This is a genomic window from Clostridium sp. DSM 8431 (assembly GCF_900116755.1).
GTDB lineage: Bacteria > Bacillota > Clostridia > Clostridiales > Clostridiaceae > Clostridium.
Map to the genome: position 1 here is coordinate 1 of NZ_FPBY01000025.1, position 17902 is coordinate 17902.

General features: G+C 30.2%; 21 protein-coding genes and 1 pseudogene. 1 reads left to right on the forward strand and 21 read right to left on the reverse strand.

Features of this window, described 5'->3' with window-relative positions; all coding sequences use genetic code 11:
* A pseudogene (locus BM384_RS04015) lies at positions 1 to 370 on the forward strand (IS701 family transposase); the annotation flags it as partial.
* Positions 371 to 579: 209 nt separating this feature from the next.
* Here BM384_RS04015 and BM384_RS04020 read toward each other — a convergent pair.
* From BM384_RS04020 to BM384_RS04120, 21 genes are all read right to left on the reverse strand, one after another.
* Positions 580 to 1455 (reverse strand): N-acetylmuramoyl-L-alanine amidase, encoded by an 876-nt coding sequence (locus tag BM384_RS04020; protein ID WP_090011314.1) that lies wholly within the window; start codon positions 1453 to 1455, stop codon positions 580 to 582.
* A gap of 79 nt (positions 1456 to 1534) precedes the next feature.
* On the reverse strand, positions 1535 to 1942 hold the full coding sequence (locus BM384_RS04025) for a phage holin family protein (RefSeq protein ID WP_090011316.1): 408 nt from the start codon (positions 1940 to 1942) through the stop codon (positions 1535 to 1537).
* A 40-nt stretch (positions 1943 to 1982) separates the two neighbouring features.
* Positions 1983 to 3674 carry a tail fiber domain-containing protein gene (locus BM384_RS04030; RefSeq protein WP_090011318.1) on the reverse strand — a complete coding sequence of 564 codons (1692 nt, stop codon included), beginning with the start codon at positions 3672 to 3674 and terminating at the stop codon, positions 1983 to 1985.
* A 77-nt stretch (positions 3675 to 3751) separates the two neighbouring features.
* Positions 3752 to 5626 carry a phage tail protein gene (locus BM384_RS04035; RefSeq protein ID WP_090011320.1) on the reverse strand — a complete coding sequence of 625 codons (1875 nt, stop codon included), beginning with the start codon at positions 5624 to 5626 and terminating at the stop codon, positions 3752 to 3754.
* A gap of 33 nt (positions 5627 to 5659) precedes the next feature.
* The gene (locus BM384_RS04040) at positions 5660 to 6037 is read right to left on the reverse strand and encodes a hypothetical protein (protein WP_090011321.1); all 378 of its coding nucleotides are present in this window, start codon (positions 6035 to 6037) and stop codon (positions 5660 to 5662) included.
* Entirely contained in the window at positions 6024 to 6296 is a 273-nt protein-coding gene (locus BM384_RS04045) for a hypothetical protein (protein ID WP_090011323.1), read from the reverse strand. Before BM384_RS04045 ends, BM384_RS04040 begins: the two co-directional genes overlap by 14 nt.
* Positions 6297 to 6364: 68 nt before the next feature.
* A complete protein-coding gene (locus tag BM384_RS04050) occupies positions 6365 to 7294 on the reverse strand; it encodes a hypothetical protein (RefSeq protein WP_090011325.1) in 930 nt (309 codons plus the stop codon).
* 65 nt (positions 7295 to 7359) lie between these two features.
* Positions 7360 to 8052, reverse strand: coding sequence for a phage distal tail protein (locus BM384_RS04055; protein ID WP_090011327.1), 693 nt, complete (start codon positions 8050 to 8052; stop codon positions 7360 to 7362).
* Positions 8049 to 10256 carry a coiled-coil domain-containing protein gene (locus BM384_RS04060; protein ID WP_090011329.1) on the reverse strand — a complete coding sequence of 736 codons (2208 nt, stop codon included), beginning with the start codon at positions 10254 to 10256 and terminating at the stop codon, positions 8049 to 8051. The genes BM384_RS04055 and BM384_RS04060 overlap by 4 nt, the downstream gene beginning before the upstream one ends.
* A gap of 42 nt (positions 10257 to 10298) precedes the next feature.
* Positions 10299 to 11828, reverse strand: a complete 1530-nt coding sequence (locus tag BM384_RS04065) for a phage tail tape measure protein (protein ID WP_090011331.1) — start codon at positions 11826 to 11828, stop codon at positions 10299 to 10301.
* A gap of 13 nt (positions 11829 to 11841) precedes the next feature.
* A complete protein-coding gene (locus BM384_RS04070) occupies positions 11842 to 12021 on the reverse strand; it encodes a hypothetical protein (RefSeq protein WP_090011333.1) in 180 nt (59 codons plus the stop codon).
* Positions 12022 to 12043: 22 nt separating this feature from the next.
* A complete protein-coding gene (locus BM384_RS04075; RefSeq protein ID WP_090011335.1) occupies positions 12044 to 12376 on the reverse strand; it encodes a hypothetical protein in 333 nt (110 codons plus the stop codon).
* Positions 12377 to 12436: 60 nt separating this feature from the next.
* Positions 12437 to 13054 (reverse strand): major tail protein, encoded by a 618-nt coding sequence (locus BM384_RS04080; RefSeq protein ID WP_242945947.1) that lies wholly within the window; start codon positions 13052 to 13054, stop codon positions 12437 to 12439.
* Between the two features lie 71 nt (positions 13055 to 13125).
* Complete coding sequence (locus BM384_RS04085; RefSeq protein ID WP_090011337.1) at positions 13126 to 13845, reverse strand: CPBP family intramembrane glutamic endopeptidase; 720 nt, start codon at positions 13843 to 13845, stop codon at positions 13126 to 13128.
* Positions 13846 to 13907: 62 nt separating this feature from the next.
* Positions 13908 to 14666 carry a DNA adenine methylase gene (locus BM384_RS04090; protein ID WP_090011339.1) on the reverse strand — a complete coding sequence of 253 codons (759 nt, stop codon included), beginning with the start codon at positions 14664 to 14666 and terminating at the stop codon, positions 13908 to 13910.
* Positions 14667 to 14691: 25 nt separating this feature from the next.
* On the reverse strand, positions 14692 to 15009 hold the full coding sequence (locus tag BM384_RS04095; RefSeq protein WP_090011341.1) for a hypothetical protein: 318 nt from the start codon (positions 15007 to 15009) through the stop codon (positions 14692 to 14694).
* Between the two features lie 4 nt (positions 15010 to 15013).
* Positions 15014 to 15436 (reverse strand): hypothetical protein, encoded by a 423-nt coding sequence (locus BM384_RS04100; protein WP_090011343.1) that lies wholly within the window; start codon positions 15434 to 15436, stop codon positions 15014 to 15016.
* Between the two features lie 57 nt (positions 15437 to 15493).
* Positions 15494 to 15889, reverse strand: coding sequence for a DUF6608 family protein (locus BM384_RS04105; RefSeq protein ID WP_090011345.1), 396 nt, complete (start codon positions 15887 to 15889; stop codon positions 15494 to 15496).
* 75 nt (positions 15890 to 15964) lie between these two features.
* The gene (locus BM384_RS04110; protein ID WP_090011347.1) at positions 15965 to 16306 is read right to left on the reverse strand and encodes a head-tail adaptor protein; all 342 of its coding nucleotides are present in this window, start codon (positions 16304 to 16306) and stop codon (positions 15965 to 15967) included.
* Positions 16307 to 16314: 8 nt separating this feature from the next.
* Positions 16315 to 16602, reverse strand: coding sequence for a head-tail connector protein (locus BM384_RS04115; RefSeq protein WP_090011349.1), 288 nt, complete (start codon positions 16600 to 16602; stop codon positions 16315 to 16317).
* Position 16603: 1 nt separating this feature from the next.
* Positions 16604 to 17833 (reverse strand): phage major capsid protein, encoded by a 1230-nt coding sequence (locus tag BM384_RS04120; RefSeq protein WP_090011351.1) that lies wholly within the window; start codon positions 17831 to 17833, stop codon positions 16604 to 16606.
* Between the last annotated feature and the right edge of the window lie 69 nt (positions 17834 to 17902).

The window sequence follows — 17902 nt, forward strand, 5'->3', positions numbered from 1 at the left end:
AGATGCTTTTCAAAATGATGGAGCATTAAAAACTTTTATTTCACTAGATACTTCATTAGAACCATTAGACATCTTAACTCAATATACAGACCGTTGGGCTATTGAACCATTTTTTAGAGATTGTAAAACCTACTTAGGACTAGATGGCTATCAAGTTAGAAGTGAAAAAAGTATCAATAGATATTTAGTAATAATGTTAGTAAATTATACGTATTGCAAAATGTATTCTACTGATTGCCATCACTTTAATAGTGGCTATAAAGCTGCAAAGAAGGATTTAGAAAAATCTAAAGTTAGATATATTTATGATGCTGCCGCAAACGGTAGGCCTATAGAAGAAATTTTTGAGTCATTAAAAATAGCTTATTAAAGTTTGCTTTTTTTTCAACTGTAAAATTATTCAAGTAAAAATGCACTATTATAGTTAATAAAACTTTTTTTCATTATTTACCTCCTAATAATATACTAGTAATTACCAATATCTTTTGAATTCTTTTTCATTTTAGCAAAACTCACAACTTTTTTCAAACTTTTTTTTCCATTTTAGTCTTTTTTTAAATGTTTTTTCTTTTACGCTCTTTATTTTTGTTTATAATTGCCAACACCCAATTTACTCCATGTACCTTTTCCAACTATTCCATCTTTAATTAACCCATTATTTTCTTGGTATAAAGATATTGACCATTTTGTGTTCTCACCAAAAATGCCATCAACCAAATTGATATCATATCCTAATTCAACTAACCTTTCTTGAAGTAATTTAGTAATATTCCCTCTAGCTCCATACCTTAAAGTAGGACACCCTTCCAAAGTATTAGGTCCAGGAATCCCATCCACAACTTGATTAGAAAATCCCTGTCTATTACACTCCTCCTGCAATCTTCTTACCCAATCACTACTTGGTTTTGAATTACTTTCATTAACCTTAATATTAGCTGTACTATTACTTGCTTCACCCACCAATCCTTTTACAATTGCATTTGCTATATCTTCAGCATTATATCTTCTCATATCATCATTTGAATCTATAAAGCAACACTCAATAAGCATAGCAGGCATCTTGGTATGATTTATAACATAAAGATTAGCTCCCTTTATCCCTCTGTTTCTATAACCCAAATTACATATATTATTTAATACATTCCTTGCTTCACTTAATTCTTTTCCTTGATATGTATAAACTTCTGTACCATATCCACCTCCTGCATTTAAATGTATTGATACATAAAGATCTCCTCCATTTGCATTAGCTTTATTAACTCTTGCTGACAAACTTTCATTTACTGTTTCTGCACTATCAACACTACATATACAAACACTATGACCCAAAGCTTCTAACTTTTCCTTTACCTTATACCCTTTTTCTCTTGTACAATCCTGTTCTTTTCTTCCACATCCAACTGCTCCTGTATCTGCTCCACTTACTGTATGTCCCATATCTAAATTAATTTTCATATTAAAACCTCTTTCCTATAAAAATAAGACAATAGTTTTATTTCAAGATTACTATTGTCTTTAAATATTCTTATGTTTTTTATTCTTCTATTTTTTTATTTTCCTCATTGCTCTTTAACTGCACCAAAGTTTCTTTAATCTTATCTGGAATTGGTACTCCAAGCTCTGCACAATTTTCTAAAAGGCTTATTCCTTCATTAGCTATGTAGAAATAGCATACTAGAGTTCTAAATACCCATGTTCCTGTATTTAAAAGCCTATCTAAAAGTACTGCTACTATAAGCACAATAAATATTAAAGACTTCCTTGCTATTCCTTTTGATGCAATATTTGAACTAAGACTTTTGTTATTCCATCCTTTTATTAGCCCTGTTATATAATCCAAAAACATAAATGAAATTAGAACTATTAAAGCCATATCCCAAGCTCCAAATAACCATGTAAATATTGTTCCTATTATTGCTATAGATCCTTTTATTTGATCCATATGCCACCTCCTAAACCTTTATATAAAAATAGAGAAGCCTTTAAACTTCCCTACTTACTGCATTAATTTTTTTATTTAAAATATCATTTTCTTCTTTAAGCTCCTGTATTGCTTTTGATAAAACAGGAATAATCATTTCAGGTCTTATCTGATATATAAAATCTCCATTAACTTGTTTAACCTTGAATACATAATCAGGATTAATCTTTTCAAGCTCCTGTGCAATATATCCTATATCCTGATGTTTTCCATCCTCTCTCCAGTTAAACTGCCTATGCTTAAACTTACTTATTTCATCAAGTGCATTAACTTTTGTATCATTTATATTAAATTTCAGCCTTGCATCAGATGCCCAAGTTGTTATTCCTCTCAAAAATTGATTAGATGTTCTATTTACAGTAACTCTAATATAATTAGTCCCTCCTGTCCCATCATTACTTATCCAGTCCATTGCCTTTATATAATTGGATTCTATCAAATTTCCTGTATTAGTTATGTTATAGCCATGCATATCAAAATTAGCATATCCATTTAACCCTTCTGTGGCAAAACTGCCTGCCCTATGATAAGCAAAAACAGTATTATAAGTATTAGAACTTGATGATTGTTTTATAGCAAAAGAAATATATTTGCCACCCATATCAAGATCCATAGTTAAACCTTTTATACTGCTATCACCAACATACTGGTTACTTCCTAATCCTCCAATATAACTGCCACTTTCATTGTACATATTAAGCTTTTTATTAGTTATTGAAGCTCTTAGAACATTATTGCTGTCATAATTATAAAAATTACCTCTGGTATTTGCATTTCCAGAAGTATCTATATAAAAGACTTTCACGTTTTTGCTGTTATAAATATTAAAAGCACCATTGTATATACTAAAATTGTTCTTTTCTAGCTTCCAAGCTGTTGTACTTAAAGGACTTCCCCCTGTTATACCTGATGTTACTTTAGCAACAATACTTGATGGAGTTATTTCCTGCTCTGCTGAAGTAACTCTTGTTGTTAAGCTGCTTACATTATTATTTATACTTGTAGTTTTCGTTTCTACACTGCTTACTCTTGCTGTTATCTTATTCTTTTCAATATTCAGATTAGATAAACTTGTATTAATATAAGTTGAACTTTCCTGCCAATCATTTCTGTACATCCCTTTAACAATACTTACTGCTGTAAAATAGTAAGTTCCAAAGCTTGTAGTTCCGTTCTGCCAGTTTCCTAAATATAAACTTACTGCTTTAGTGCTTTTTGTTGTAAAAGTTAATTCAAGCCACTGCCATCCAAGACCTGATGACTTAACCTCATAAGTTTCATATTTACCACTTGTATTTAATAATTTTATTACTAAGGAAGCTATTCCTTTTTCAACATAACAATAAGTACTGGCTGTATAAACCGTATCAGAAGGAAGAATTTCTGTTTCCTGCACTATGTTCTGGTCATTCCCATTAGTTACAATCTTAAAAGCTTTCTTATATCCACTTGTACTATCAACTATATTTTTAGTGGAATCTTCCTCTAGTGTTTCATCCCAATTGTCATATTCATTTAAAAAGCAGCCATTCTTTATATAATTAGGTGAATTCAAATTTATCTCTTTAATTGAATTTATGACATCACTGCTTTCTACCTTTAACTTTATAGATTTATTAAGCTGCTCTATGCTTGTTTCATTTGTAGTGACTTTACTATTCAATGAGCTTAAAGAACTATTAACTGAAGCCACTGTTGAATTTATGCCATTAACAGTTGCCTTTAATGATATATAATCATCTTTTAAATTTACTGATGTACCATTATCAGTTATGGTAGTATTTTTATTAATCCTTCTATCTTTCCCTGATGAACACTAACTTCAGTTTGTAGTGCATTTGTGATTTCTTTCACTTCAGATAAACTTGTTGAAACCTTCTTAAATGCTAAATCTAATGTTTGGCCATCCTCATTAAGAAATACTTTTGTAGACTTTATAGTACTTGTGTCATTACTATTAATTTCAGTAATAAGGCTATCAATATTTATCTTGTTTCCACTAATTTCATTATTATTAATCATACGATCTTTAATAATTCCATCAGCTAAAGCCTTTTCTTTAACTCCAGTAGAATCTATTAAAGTTCCTTGTCCAGTTTCATCAAATACTCCAAAGATAAATTTATTATTTAAATCCCTTCCTGCAATCATTCTTACATTGCCCTTTTCATCTCTCCACTGCTGTGTTTCACCTGCAATTTCTATGCCGCCTAAGTTAGATTTTATTGCAAACTTATCTGTTGAAATTATGCCTGCATTAATCTTCCCTACATCTAAGCTTTCTATCATGGCACTTTTTATAATGCCTTCATCAATAACAACATTCTTTCCTGTCAGATGAATTGTCTGTGTCATATCTGCAGTTATATTTCCTGCAAGTAAATTATTTATTAATGCAGTGCTGCTCTCTAAAACTCCAATCTTAGCATTAGCTGCATTTAAATCTGTTATATCAGCCTTAGTTGCTGCTAATTTATTAATATCAGCTTGAAATACTTTTAAATCATTAATAGTTGCACTTGTTGCTTCTAAATTTCCTACCCTGGCACTTACTGCATTTAAACTATTGATATCAACTTTATCTATAACAATATGATTCACCACATCTTTTATGGCACTTTCAGCTATGGTGCCATCATCACTTGTTATATTATCTACTGTTTCATATACTCCCTTTGCTTCTTTCTGTATATCTTCAAAAGATGCCATTGTATTAGATAACTCACATTCATTATTCTCTGGCTCGTCAGGATATTCTATTATTTTTACTATTCTCTGCTTATCTCTAAATCTATCTTTCTTAGAAATTAAAGTGATTATATCCCCTAAATTAAAATCTAAAATTCCATACTCTTCTTCATTGATCTTCGCCAAATCTTCGATAGCACATCTATATGATTTTTTAGGTTTAGACAGCTCCTCTAACTTTGCAGCTGCATCTTCTTTTAAATCTTCTAAGATAGTGTATCTTTCATCTTTCCAGTAAAGAGTTTTAACTTTATTAGAATACTGATAATTTTCTAAATATCCCTTGCCATCAAGAGTTAAACCATCTTTTCCTTCAGCTCTTATCCTTGTGTAATAATCATTTGTATCATTGTTATACTCTAAATTAATAAGATTTAGGGAGTCCATAAAATAAACTCCCCTATCTTCACCAATCTTCTCATAAACTTTTATTACTTTATTTAAGCTGTCAAAAATCAATTCAACTCTATATGTATCTTTAATTGCTCCAATAATATCCCAGGTCGAACAAGCTGTCTTTCTTACAGTTCTCTTTTTCTTGATATTATCTATTAAAGTTACTGTCCATCCTGTTCCTGCACAAGCGAGGTTTAAGGAGTCTTTCACTGTTTGTTCCACAGTCTCAAACCTATCCCATTCTTTGCCTTCTAAAGTTTCAACATTCATTTTAGATAATACTGAAATATAGTCATCATCATAATTAGAAATTTCTTTTATAACAAATTCATCTGTTTTATTTCTAATATAACCCTCAAGCTCAATGTTTTCTGAAGCATTTTTGGGATATAAAAAAGAAAGTGTTTTGTCGCCAGTACTTAACACACTTTCTATCTTGTAATCTTCATATTTAATTAACCCTTCCATCTTCTTATGATCTTTGTCGTAAAGTTGTAACAATATTGCCCTCCCTTCACTTTGATTTTATGCATTCTATTCTTCAATCATATATTCAATTGCTAAAAGCTCCTGTGCTGAAACTTTAATATCTAAATCACTTAATTTTATCTTTTCAATAGCTATGTCATTTTCTATTTCTAAAATATCTGCATAAGATTTATTCCATTCTGGCATATTATCTTTATCTATTTCTGCAACTCCATTATCATCTACTTTTAAATTTCCATCTTTATCTTTAGTACCATATTTACTTACAAGCTTTCTCTTTTCCTTGACAAAGATATTACTTATTTCATCTATAACTTTTATATTCTTAGCTATCTTAAAACTTGTCTTAACATCAAGCTCCTTGCATGATAAATTCTTAAGTGCTTCTATGCTATTTACTATTACATTATTAGTTAGCTTCAACTTCTGCTTCCTCCTTAGTTTCTTCTGTATTTTCTCCAAAAATTCTATCCTGAATTTCATAAACATTATCAGTAAAGCTGCTTATGTCTGCCCTGCATTCTTTTCTATTTCCTTTATATAATTCTTCATTCAAAACATTTGTAACTACTGTAGGTGTTCCACTTGAATCGGTTGTTACTGTGGCTGTCATGTAGACTGCTGTTTCATTTTTTATTTTACTTTCTCCTATTAGGTTTATACTTTCTTTTATATTTAACATTTAATCATCTCCTTAATTTTTCGTATAAAAAAAGCAGCACTACTTGTACCACTTTTAAATATATATAATTATTTTCTTGGATGTTCTTCAGCAAGTTTCTTCTCTTCTTCCCAAAGCCTTTCTATACTTCTCATAGCCTCTTGACTTTTTTCTGAAAATGTTCCTCGCATATAACTAATTTGATCAAAAAGCTCCTGTCCCCATACTACATCAATTAAATTTTCTGAATGATATGTTATTTCACTTGTACATCTTGATATTGTACTATTATTCTTATTAGTTAAAATTGTATATGGATATTGATTCTCTAATATAATATTATTATTTTTCAGCTCCTCATCTAATATATTATCATCCCAACATATTAATATGAATTGCCCACTATTAAATCTAAACAAATAGCTAAAATTCATTTTTTTAAATTTTTGTAACTCCATTCCCTCTCTACTTCTAATTTGACCCGTACAATAATCAATATTTTGAATAATACTATTTGAAAGGAGAGCAGGATTCTTAGACCACCTAATTTTATTATTACCAAATATATAATCAGGTACGGGGGAAGTATTAACAGCTATCCCAGCTAATATAGTTATATTTCTTAATGATTCCCTCCTACTTTCATTCATTAAAAAGTCTAACTTATTTTTATCAAAAAAACTTATATCATCTTTTCTTGAACGTAAATCATTAAATGCAAATTTTAAAAGCATTTTTTGTAATAATGTATAATCATAATTAAAATTTATCACATCATCTTTTTTATACTTTTGAATAAAATACTTAGAAATTATTTTTTTAGCATATGTATCAATATATGAAATTACCTTATTATTGCAATCTTCACAAACATCTTTTATTACAGGATCACTCATATAAGCATTACCTCTTGAATTATCAATTGTAATGAAACACTCTGGAAAAAGGTCTAATACAGAAGAAGAAATAATATGTTCTCTTGATGCCTTTTTATCCTCTCCACAATAAATACATCTCACCCCTTTAAGTCTTATTATAACCTTTAATTTAAAAATATTACAATATTTTCATATCAGATTGTTCCTTAAATATATTTCTTTACATATTTTATTTTTAAATTAAATAAATTCTTATCAAAAATGACCTTATTTTCACCTACTTTTAACCTTGGAAATTCCCACATATCCACTTCTCCAAATTTATTAATCCCATTACAAGTAACCTTTCCCGTAACTCCATCAATCACTACTGTATTTCCCTTAACCAAGTTCCTTACAACAATAGAATCATCACCAAATCCTTTTAATATCACCTCACTTAAATCAGCCTTTGGCGTAATTTCAATAATACAAGGTGTTGGCATATTTCCTTTAACAAAAATAGTTTTCTCAGTTACCCCATCCATTACCTCAACTACTTCTTCCCCATACTCATATCCATCAAGTTCAAGATTTAAATAAAGCCATTCATCAAATTCAGTATCATCTATTGAAGAACTTGTTAAATAAACATGAAAGTAATGCTCCAAATTATTAAATTTAATATCTACTTCATCAATAAAATTAGCCATAAAATTCGAAATATTTTTATATGCTGTATTCCTGTCTATGGCTTCAAATAATATTTTAATGGTTATTTTCTTAAATCCTACTTTACTAGACAATTGATTATAAATATTACCTACTTTACTTTTCTTAATATCAATCTCTGAAGGCTGAATTAACTTATTACTAACACTTGCTCCATAAGTTTTTATATCAATATTATTTACAATCACCTTATTCGCCTCCTTGTGGCTGCAAGCTTTCCTCCAATTCTATCTGCTAAAGCATTTTCATTAAAATAAACATTGCTCTTAAGTGTTATATTACTCATAGCATTTGAAACTGCTGCAGCTGTTGCTTCTGCTATCATTTTAGCTATAGCATTCATATTAAAATCATTAGAATATGAATTATTATAGTTATTTGTTGTATTATTAATTAGCTGTTTACTTAAGGAACTATTTTGATTGAAGAAGCCTCCGTTTACTTGTTTAGATAATAATTTCTTTGTCTCTGGTGCTGTAATAACTTTTTCTTCACCTTTAAAATTATAAAGCTGTGGCCCTGAATTTCCTGTTAATAATGCTCGCCTTCCATCAAGTATAAGTTCCTGCCCTTCTTCTGCAACAAAAGCTACTCCTGGAGGTGCATTATCTGTACCATTAGCAAAACCAAATAAACTTTTAACTCCATTTCCTATAGCTTCAAATAATGTTTTAATTGTTACTGTCTTAGAGCCTGGAATGTTTCTTATGGCATTTTGGACATTTTGCACATCTCTTATAGTTCCATCTGCATTACTTTTTATTTGAATTGGAGTTCCATTTAAATTTAAAATTCCACATCTTGTACCATCAGCATTTTCTTTTACTCCTTGAAGGCTTCCAATAACTCTTCCATCAGCATCACATATTTGTCCTGAAGCGTTTATTGTATTATTAGCCATATCATTTAAAGCATTTTTAACCTGTGAATTAGTTACATTATGTTGGTCAGCTATGTTCGTCACATCACTTGCTATGTCATTTGTATAAGCTCCAACATTACCTGAAAAAGTATCATAAATTCCTGTTATTTCTCCTGTAGTTTCATCAACTCTTACTGCTATGTTTTGAAGTGAATCATTTGTTGTATTGTACATTGTGTACCATCCACTTTCAGTAATTGAACTTAAATTATCATATTGAGATTTCAGAGTTTCAAGCATTTCCTGCTTATGAGCTTCTCCCCTTTGGAGTTCTTCACCTGTATACTGATTAATAAGCTCCATAAGTTCAGGATATTTTGTATTACATATATTCATCTTTCCTTCATACAACTTATTTTCATTTTCAAGTTCTGTGTTATAAGCTTCTTTATATTGATTAATTCTTGCTTCACACTCTTCTCTAGCTTGTCCTTCTAAGTTTGGAAGCTGTTCCTGTGCTATGCTTATGGACTTTTCATATTTATCTTTTATAGCTTTGAGTGATTCATTATGAGACTCCTTCTCTGCCTTTACTATCTCACTTAAACCTTCTGTATTATAAGCTACACACCTTTGTGTAAAATCACTTACTGCACTTTCATATTCCTCTTGGGACATAGTTAAATTCTTTAAAGAAATTTCCTGCCATGACCTTTGTATTTCACTTATCTTGCTTTGTTCATCTTCAGTAATTGCTCTATGTTCTTCTGCTGCTTTAACATAGATAGCTTGTATTTCTTCCTGACCTCTTTTAACTTCCTCTATCTGAGCATTAGAACTTTGTGAAATAGAATCTAATAATTTCTGCTCTGCATCATCAATGGCTCCATCACCAATAAATAAATTGTACATAGCTTGATAAGCAGGATCTTTATGATTGTTAATTGCTTCTATAATGTTATTACATAGTTCATTAGTTCTATTTGAAATATTATTAACTTCTTCCTCACTTACAACTCCATCAAGATTAATTAAATCAATATTATGCTGTAAATCTCTAAACTTTCCTGCCATCATTTCAAGGCTTTCCCCTGTATCTTTGCTTATATTTTCATTCCAATCACTATAAACTGCACCCATGCTTTCAAGCTCTTCCTTTGAATACATTGTGGCACCAGTTATTTTTCCTATAGCCACCTCCAAAGCCGACATTTCTTCAATAGATTTTGTCATGGTACTATTATTTAATTCTGATGCTGCATTAACTACTGCAATTATACCTTCAACTGCTGCATAAGCTGCCACAAGTCCAAGTGCTGCAGTTCCAAGAGTACCAAGTGATATTCCAAGCTTTGCAACTCCCCCTGCACTGGCTGCTGTACTTGCTGCTCCAACACCTTCTGTTACCTTAATTAATTTACTAAACTTTTCAATACCTTTTCCTGCTGCTCCGACTATTGAACCTATTCCTTTTGTTAAACTTCCAACTGCTTTTAATGAAACTCCTGCTGCTAAAGTGAAAAGTCCCATATTAATTATTGTTTCTTGCGTTCCTTCATCTAAATTACTAAACTATTCAATTAAATTCCTTAACTTATCTATAAGATTATTAACCTTTGGAATTAACTTTTCACCAAGCTGTATTCCTAAGGCTTCTAACTTAGATTTTAGCTTTTCAATATTTCCCTGTGCTGTGTTATTCATAATGTCATACATTTCTTCAGTAACACCACTGCAATTATTTATCTTGTCACTTAAAGTATCATATTGTGAACCTAGTCCATTAAGTAACATATTTAAAGTGTCTAGCTGAGTCTTTCCACCTATTGCACTTTCAAAGTTTGTCCTCTGCTCCTGAGTACAAGCTGCTAATCTTTCTTTAAGGATCTTTAATGTATTAGTTAGTCCAATAAAATTCCCTTGACTATCCCAAGCTGATACTCCTAATTCATCCATTGCACCTTTTGCCTTACTGCTTCCCCCTGTTAGATTGACAAGAACAGAATTTAAACTTACTCCTGCTTCCGAACCCTTTTTACCTTGGTCTGCTAATCTTCCAAGTATTGTTGCACTTTCTTCTAAAGGAATATTTAAAGCTCTTAAGGTACCACCACAACCTATATAAGCTTCCATCATTTGAGTTGCTGAAGTATTAGAACTTCTTTGAGCCTGAGAACATACATCTAAATAATGTGTTAATTGGTCAGTTGTTAATCCTAAACTAGACATAGAATCCGTTGCTAAATCTGCACTTGTTGCCATATCTGCTCCCCAAGCAACTGAAGCTTTTAATATTGGCTCTGTTGACTCTAGAATTTGTTTATTATCATATCCTGCTAATGCTAAGTATTTCATAGCTGCTGCACTGTCATTTGCTGATTTACAAGTATCTCTCCCTAGTTCTTCTGCCTTTAACCTTAATGCCTCAAAGTTATCTCCTGTAGCTCCTGAAGTTGCCTGTAAATCTGCCATAGCCTGTTCAAAATCAACAGCTGTTTTGGTTGAATATAAAGAAAGTGCATTTATAGGACTGCTTAACTTCATAAGCCCTGTACCTGCACTACTTAACCCATTTCCAAAGTCTTTAATTTTCTCACCTGCAGCTTGAACCTTCTGTCCTACCTGCTCCATACTTTCTTTAAACTGATTAACCTTAAAGTTAGCTAATGAAAGACTTGTATTATTTATTTCAGAATTTAAATTTCTCATTTCTGCTTCAGTAAGTTTTATACTATTTTGAGTATTATGAAGCTGTGAATTATACTTGCTTATATTAGCTTCTGTTTTCTCAATAGCCTTTGCATTATCACCTTGTGCAATTTTTAACTGCTCTAACTTTTCTTTTTCCTTAGTTAAATTCTCCTGTACCTCAATTAATTTCTTCTTATATGCATCAAGTTTAATTCTATTTGCTTCATACTTGCTACTTAATGTTTCTAATTTCTTTTTAATACCTTCCTGTGAAGTTTCAAAGTTCTTAGAACTCTTTCTTGCAAGTTCATATTCTTTATCAAGATACTTTAATTCATTATTAACCTTTCTAATTACAGTACTTGTATTATCCTTGGCACCAATGGTTACAATTAATTCACTATCACTCATGTTCCCTCCTTTGTTAATCTAAAACCTTAAGCCTTACTGTCTCCCCACTTGAACTACTATTATTTCTTGAATTTCTACCCTTAGGAGAATTTATTTCATTATGAATTTCAAGCTGTTTATATACCTTTGCAGGTGTGGCCCTCCAAAACTCTTCTTCTGATTTTCCTAAGATAGTTGTATAGGCATAATACATAAAATCTAAATCAATATCTTCTTCATCTTTTACTTTTTTTTGAGTTCTTTGGCTTATCAGGAAGTGACATCGAAATTAAGATAACTACATGATTGGTAAGTGTAGTTAAAAAGAATAAAACATCTCCTTCTAAAACTTCTTTTCCCAAAGGTTTATCAGGCTCACTCTTTCTTCTTAAGGTACTTGCTATAAAATCTAAAACTGCCTCATCATCACCTTGAAGTAATTCAGCATAACCTTTTGTAAAAGGCTTACCTATAATTTCCTTATAAGTGGCAATAGATCTATTATCAAAAGCCATAATATAATCTTCACCATCAATGCTTACTTCAATTTCTTTTCTAGTTAAATTCATTTATTCTCCTCCATGAAAAAAGGAACCCTATTTCTAAAGTTCCATAAAATTATTTTATGTTTATGCTACTGTTTTAGAAACTTCACTATCACTTGTTTCTTCCTGTGCTGCTTCAAAATATTGAACTGACTTAAAGAAGTTTTCTAATTTAGTCCTGTCAACACTAGGATCAGCAGAATCCATTCTATATTCAAACTTATTAGTTATTTTATCATTACTGAAAGATAAACCTCTTCCTGTAAAACCTTGTGAAGTAAATTCAATATTTTCACCTTCTGATTTTTGGTCACTATCTTTTTCATAAAGCTTAACATTGTAAAAAACTACATTTTCATAAGATCCATCATCATAAGTTTCCTGAAATAAAACAGCTACTGGCTGTGACCTATCATCAGTTCCAGTAGCTGCTCCACCATTTGCATAATCTTTTCCTTGAAGTTGTGCCCTTGTTTTTAAGGCTATTGATGAAAATGTTAAATCTAAATCAACACTCGTTTTCTTTTTCTTGTATATATTCTGCTTATTATCAGCATAGTTAGATGCTTCTGCATAGTTATATGTATATTTAACCTCTTCTAAATCTTCTATTTTTTCAGGAGTTTCAAAAGTCGTCACTCCATTTTTAACTATTTGTTTTGCTGTCATACAATTTCTACAGCCTGTCTTTTTTCTACTCAATTAATTACCTTCTTTCTTATTTTTTGTATTAAAAAAGAGAACAATAACTGTTCCCTTGTATTAATCTTTTATTAATTAGCTTCTTTCCTTAACTTTATTACTGTTACATACATAATAATTACAATCATTATTATAGTAATAGCAGCAAATGGTATTGTATTACTATTAAACTTAGGAAACTGCTTAGATTTTAGTACATATGTTAAAAGTGCATTAGGCAGATTAACTAAATATGAAACAATAAGATTGTTGCCTGATAACTTATATGCCAATGCAAACCCAATTCCTACAGCATATAGTAATAATAAATCATTAACATTTCTAAACCCCGGATATCCAAGATGATATACTGAAAAAGCCATTCCTGATAAAATTACAGCCAGTACACTTCCATATGCTTTTTCAAGTCTAGTTTGCATAAATCCTCTAAATAAAAACTCTTCAAAAAATGTAGTCATAATAAGTGGAAGTAACCCGACTTTTAATAATTCATATTCTACATTCACAGAATTAATCACTATAGGAATGAACTGGCCACCTATTGAGAAAATTATAAATATAGCCACTATACAAGCTTGACGTAACCCAAACTTTTTAATACCAATACTAGAAAGTGTTTCTTGCTTTTTATATACAATAAATATTGGTACCAATGTACTAATTACTAAACCATAAACAACATTATAAAATAAATAAAAACCATTACCTCCTAAAATATTTGCAATAGCAATACTAATTATTACAAAAAACTCAATTAAAATAGTACCGATTAAAACTTCAGTTTTTTTCATAATCTCCTCCATTTTGATAAAAATAATCGCAATACTATTTTACTACTTTTTTACATAATTTGTCATCTAAAATTTTTAATTAAAAGTTCATTATACTTACCTCTCCCCTTGCTTTCCTTACAAACTGAATAATTAACCTGTACTTCTTCAATATTAAAATCCTTATACCATTCTCTTACCTTAGGATGATCATTAATAGTTAATAAAAACTTTCCTTTTAAATTCTTTAATTTATCTCTTAATAAAAGATGCTCCTTTTCTCCAAACTCATTACCATATCCACTTAACTCAAAATAAGGAGGATCGCAAAAGAAAAAGGTATGCTCTCTATCATATTTATCAATAATTACTTCAAAATCTTTATTTTCAACATAAGTATTTCGTAGTCTATTCTTTAAATTTTCTAACACTCCATCATAAAATATCTGTGGTGATGGCTTTGTAGTTGTTCCATATCCAAAACTATTTCCCCTTCCTGCAAAGCTTTGGCTAATTAAATATAAAAATCTCACAGCTCTTTCTATCTCTGTAAGACTTTCCATATCACATTTCTTATACATTTCAAATATATCTCTAGAACAAAATTCATATTTTAAAACTCTTTCTATCTCAGGAGCATGGCATTTTATCATTTTAAATAAATTTACTAACTCTTTATCTATATCATTAATAACTTCAATCTTACTTGCCTCTTTACCAAAGTAAACCCATCCTGCTCCAAAAAATAATTCTACATAGCAAGTATGCTCTGGTATCATTTCTATTATCGTTTTTCTTAGTCTGCTTTTACCACCCATTCTACAAATTGGAGGATTCATCATTTGTTCATCACATTCCTTTCTCTGTCTATCTCTTAAATGCCTTAAAACTTATTGGAATATTGTATAATTCTTTTTCTTTTCTTGGCTCCTGCACTCTCCCTCCTTTTATTCCTGCATTATTTAATGCTTTTATAACTTTTTCCTTTGTACTTTCTATATTTTCTGCTGCAGCATAAACATTAACAAGAATACTATATTCAGTTCCTTTCCTTGTATTATCAGCATAATAAGAAGGCCATTCTATGTAAGTATAGACAGCACATTCACCTTCATAAGTTCCTTTAGAAATATAAAAATTCTCCAAGTTTATACTATCTAAAGCTTGTCCTATAATCTCATACATAGAATCACCTCTTTCCTATGTTTTTATTTATTTCTTCTTTAATTCTATTCTTCAATTTCTTCTTAACTTCATACTCTGCATTTTTAACAGCAGTATCAAACCACATTTTATGAACTTGTATATATGGTGTACCTTGAAAATTAAGTCCAAAATCCCTATATCCCCAATTGTGGTACCAAAGTTCTTTCCAACTATCCCAAGGAGCAACTTCATTCTTTAATCCAACATCAATAAAAACACTTCTTCCATACTTCCTTGCTTCACATTTTCCAATATGCTCATAACTTTTAGAAAATGTTTTAGCTTCATCTTTTATAGCACTCTCCATATCTTTTGATACATCTTGTATTACAAGTTCAGTATTTATATTAGTTAGATTATCAAGTTTCCTAATTAAATTATTAATTCCTTTAATCTCTAAGCTCATATTATCTCTGCCTCTTTAAACAAAAAAAAGAACTAAAATATAGTTCTTTTAAACACATCAACTTTCTATCTCTATATTATGTTTCTTCCTTACTTTCTTAACTATAAAGTCTATTATAACTACTGATGCAAAAACACCACTCCAATTAAAAAAAGCGTCTCTATAAGCATTCTTTGAAAGTTCTCCGAAGAATCCTATGCCCCAGACAACTATAAATATAAATGCTACTGATACTATATATTGAGTAAGTATTTTTATATACTTATTTTTTATATTTATATACTTAAATAATGCATAAAACCCTACTCCTACAAGTGTAAATATCCCTCTTATTAATATATGTGCATTAGTATCACTTTCTTGTCCATCAAGTAACTGCCATACAGAACTAACTAAAGTTACTGCTGTAAAAATTCCACAAAACAATAAGAATAAATTATATATTTTTTTCATTTTACCCCTTCTTTATCTTTACATTTTAATTATATAATATACAATTTTATCCTATTATTCAATCTATAAACTCTATTATTTTATTCTTTTCACAACTATTTCTAAATACTTATTTAAATCCTTAATATCACTTAAATAAGTAATATCATAACCTCTATTCTTATAAAAAATTCTATACCTTTTACTGTCCTCTGTATCAATATTAAGTCCTGTTGGATATCTTATAATAAACCTTTTGCTATATTCTGCATTAATGCTGTCACTTGTCTGAATTTCTCTGCCACTTATATTAGCTATCTTGGCTTTAGCTTCTAAGATACTTACCCACTTTTCACTAGCAATATTATTAACTTTCACTGCCTGCAGCTCTTGTATTTCTATTGGATGTTTAAATTCTCCTGGATCTATTGTATACATAACATCACCTATAAATAATTCCTACTATGCATATCAAGAATTGATTTATAAAGAGAATTTACTTTGTTATTCTCAATAGTAAATTCCCTATTATCAAACATGTCAGCACTTATTACTAATAAAACAAGAGTTAAATCTTCAATCTCATCTACTTCCTCATCATTAAGGCCAGTATATGACTTGATATAAGACTTAACTCCTTCAAGTATTACTTTCATATCCTTTTTTGTGCTTTCATCATCATATGCATTACAGTATCTTATTAAATCATCAATAGTAACTTCACTAAACTTCATATTAAGCCCCTTTCGCTTCTGCTACATTATAAATTCCTGCTGCCTGTCCATCATCCTTTGGCTTTCCATCCATGTATAAATCTGCTCCATAGCCTATAAGCCCTTTTCTTGTATAAGCAGAATCAGTATAAACATATAAAGCTAATTGATTTTGTGTGTTAGTGTGATAAGCTGCAGGCGTTGCTAAAACTATTAAACAATTTGCTCCTGCATCTTCTGGTGACTTTAAGGCATCAGTTAAAACTACAGGAAGTCCTAATAATACATATCCAGTTTCACTTGTTGGATCAGGCTGAATTAAACTTCTTCCCATACTATCTTTTAATAAATCTAACTCTAAGAAAGTATCACTATTCATAAACCACTTAGCCTTTTTAACTACTGCCTGCTTAAGCTTTGCTTTTGCTTTCTTTAAGGCATCAATAGTAAATACATTTCTTCCTTCTAACGATATTTGATTTTTCTTCTTAATTCCTGAAATAATTCCTGTAGGCTTTTTCTTTCCATCTCCATTAAATATTGCATCTTCAACTGCATCTGTCATACTATCTGCAATATCATCTTTTATAAAGCCTTGTAAGTCTAGCTCTTCAACATTTACCATACTTTTAGTAATTGCTGATTCTCTATAAAGTCTATTTTGACCTAGTTCTATAAGTTCTAACTTTGGAATTGATGATGATGGATCTTTATCTGGATTTTCATCCATCCACTCAGCTTTTCCATTGGATGTTTTCTTAGGAATCTTGTAGTTTCCTTTTACTGTTGTTCCATTGAAGAACTTATATACATCACTTCTGTCTTTGATTTCTTTAATAATTTCTTTTGATAGTTCTGTATTAATAACATAACCACCTTCTTCATTCGTTCCAGTATTCATAGCAGGTGTTGCTTCTCTTTCTTCTTTAAAAATACTTCTAAGTTCTTCGTTGTTTATTTGCTCTTGGCTTCTTTCTTCTTTTTGCTTTTCTTTCTTAACTAATTTCTTATCTGCTAATGATCTTGTTTCCTCCTCTTTTTCTATGGTTTTATCTATGGATTCTATTTCTTTTTTTATTTCATCAAAACGTGTGTCCTCTTCTTCTGTTAATGCTCTAACTTCTGATTTTGCTTTATTTACTAATCCCTCCATTTCTTCTAATAAGTCATTTCTTTTTTCTTCTAAGCCTTTTGTTTCTTCTGGTAAGGCTCTATATTCTATTCTTTTTATTTTTCTTAGTGTTTTTGACATTTGATGTCCTCCTTTTATTAATTTTGAGTAAAGAAAAAAGACTTAGATAAAACCTAAATCTCTATAACC